Source organism: Micromonospora sp. NPDC002411 (assembly GCF_053592955.1).
Genome location: NZ_JBSFBM010000530.1, coordinates 1 through 3,027 on the forward strand (window position 1 = coordinate 1; position 3,027 = coordinate 3,027).

Here is a 3,027-nt window from a genome sequence, read left to right on the forward strand (position 1 = left end):
TCGAAGACCGTTCGCGTGACACTGGTCAACCACGTCTGGACCGAGAACATCAAGAAGGCCCTGCCGGAGTTCGAGAAGCAGACCGGGCTCACTGTGGCGTGCAGGCGCCGGGTGAAGTCGGTCAACCGGGCCCACTGCTCGCCCAGCGAGTGAGTGGGCGAGCCGATCGGGTCCTTGAAGAAGAAGCCCAGCTCGGTCAGCGGCCCCACCAGCCCGGCGGCGTGCGCGGCGGCGGTGAGCCGGGCCAGGTCGAGCACCAGCGGCGCGGCCAACGCGGAGTCGCAGCCGTGCCAGGTGAACTCCATCCGCATGCCGGTGCCGAGGAACCCGGCGAAGGTGATCAGGTCCCAGGCGGTCTTGAAGTCGCCCAACTCCTCGACGTACTCGATGCGCGTGCCGCCCTGCGGGACGTAGCCCAGCGTCTCGCCGAGCACCCGCTGCTTGCTCTGCACCTTCGCCGCGTTCGCGGCCGGGTCGGCCAGGGTGGCACCGTCGCCACCACCGAGCAGGTTGAACCCGGACCAGGAGCGCACGTCCAGGTTGCGCATCGCGAACATCGGCGCGAGCACCGACTTGACCAGGGTCTCCCCGGTCTTGCCGTCGTGCCCGGCGTACGGCAGGCGGGCCTCCTCGGCCAGCGCCGCCAAGGCCGGCAGCCGCAGCCCGGTGGACGGGGTGAAGTCGACGTACGGGCAGCCGGCGAGCACTGCCGCGTACGCGTAGAGGGAGCTGACCGGCAGCACCTCGCCGGGCCCGGCCAGAGCGGCGCTCAGGGCGGCCGGGTCGGCGTGCCCGGGGTGCGGTTGCGGGGCCGGCTCGGTGGCGGAGACGTTGACCACCACCACCCGGTCCAGGTCGTGCCGCTCCCGGAAGGCGGTGAGGTCATGGACCACGGCGGCGGCACGATCGGCCTGGGTCGCACCGACCGGCGCGGGGCGCAGCTCCTGATCGACCACGCCCAGCTCGTCGCGGAGCGCGGCGACCAGCCGCCAGGGGATGACACCGGCGTCGGCGAGCGCCTCGGCGCGCTTGCACAGCGGAGTGGTGGCCACGTCGTGTCCGCCGAAGACCAGGTCGGCGAAGGCTGGTAGAGCCGGGCCGCGCAGTTCGGGAAGCTCGGTGACGCAGCCGGTCGGCCCGGCCAGGCCGGCCCGCAGCGCGAGCCCCCCGACGATGCTGGTGGTCGCGACGGATCCGCGCGCTCCTACCAGCCAGACACCTGTTCGCATGGTGCTCCTTCCCCGTTCACGAGGAACCGTCGGTACCGCTAAATATAGGAATATCAGAATATGTTTCGGAAAGATACGGCCTTGGTCGAGGGGCCCCGTCCGCCCTCCCCGCACCGGATCGGCACCGGTTTCCGACGTCGGCGTCGGCGGCGACGACGCCGGACCGGATCCCGGCCCGGGTACAGGCAGACGGGGCTTGGTAGACAGGGTCGGGTCGGCGTCTCGACCCTGTCTCCCCCGCATCCGACCAGTCGGGGCGTTGGCATGCCCCGGCCGGGCGTCTCAGGCCGCCGCGCCCACCAGGTCACCGAACCGAGCACGACCCGCCGAACGTCGACGAGTGGATGCGGTACGGGTGGGGGCAACGGCGGGCGGTCTAGTCAGGTCCTGCGGTGTCCACCGATGGTGGCGGTCCTCCGGTGCGGCCGGGGAATCCCGGTCCGGTCGCACCGGACGACCGTCCTGCTCGTGCGCCACCGGGCCGTCAGGCCCGGCCGCACGCTCTCCGACGCCGACCTCGTCCCGGCCGCGGGGCGCAATCCGCGGCCGGTCCTCGCCGGTCGGCTTCGGGAAGCCGGTCGGGCGATGGCGATGCGAACACCGTCATCGCGGATGGTCGATGGTCAGACGGTCGCCGCGGTCAGCGCCGGTTCGACCTCGGTCCAGGAGGAGCCGAGTTCCGCCGAACGGGCCACCGCGTCCAGCACCAGCTGGACCTGCAACGCGTCGGCGAACGAAGGAGTCGGGTCGACACCGGTGGCGACCGCCTCGATGAAGTCGCGCATCTCGTGCGTGAACGAGTGCTCGTAGCCGATGATGTGGCCCGGGGGCCACCACGCCGACATGTACGGGTGCTCGCCCTCGGTCACCAGGATGCGGCTGAAACCCTGCTCCGCGGTGGGCCGGGTGGCGTCGTAGAACTCCAGCTCGTTGAGCCGCTCCAGGTCGAAGACCACGCTGCCCAACGAACCGTTGATCTCGACGCGCAGCGCGTTCTTGCGACCGGTGGCGAACCGGCTCGCCTCGTACGTGGCCAGAGCGCCACCGTCGAGCCGGGCCACGAACACCGCGGCGTCGTCGACGGTCACCGGCCCGGTGGGCGCCGTACCGCCGTCCACAGTGGCCGCCAGACCACTCGACTCGGCCGGCAACGGACGCTCCTTGACGAAGGTCTCGGTGACCGCGCTGACCCCGCTGATCCGCTGACCCGTGACGAACTGGGTCAGGTCGATGATGTGGGCACCGATGTCACCGAGCGCGCCGGAGCCCGCCCTGTCTTTCTGCAACCGCCAGACCAGCGGGAACTGCGGGTCCACGATCCAGTCCTGCAGGTACGTCGCACGGACGTGTCGAATCACCCCGAGCCGTCCGTCGGCGACCAACTGCCGCATCATCGTGACCGCGGGGACCCGGCGGTAGTTGAACCCGCACATCGACCGCACTCCGGCGGCCCGGGCGACCTCCGCCGCAGCGGTCATCGCCCGCGCCTCCTCCACCGTGTTGGCCAGCGGCTTCTCGCACAGAACGTGCTTGCCGGCGGCCAACGCGGCGAGGGCGATCTCGGCGTGACTGTCGCCCGGGGTACACACATCGATCACGTCGATGTCGTCCCGGTTGATCAGATCACGCCAGTCCGTGGTGTACGCCTCCCAGCCGAGTCGGTCGGCGGCGTCCGCCACCTTCCCTGTGTCTCGACCGCAGATCAGCGCCATCCGGGCCCGCGCCGGCAGGTCGAACACGCGGTTCACGGTGCGCCACGCCTGTGAGTGCGCGGCGCCCATGAACGCGTAGCCGACCA

At 71.1% G+C, this 3,027-nt stretch carries 2 protein-coding genes; both read right to left on the minus strand.

All coding sequences use genetic code 11. From position 1 onward, the window contains the following. On the minus strand, positions 1 to 1,229 hold a 1,229-nt coding region (locus ACWCO3_RS33365), incomplete at its 3' end, for an inositol-3-phosphate synthase (protein WP_450013924.1). A 623-nt stretch (positions 1,230 to 1,852) separates the two neighbouring features. After that, on the minus strand, positions 1,853 to 3,027 hold a 1,175-nt coding region (locus ACWCO3_RS33370), incomplete at its 5' end, for a Gfo/Idh/MocA family protein (protein WP_450013925.1).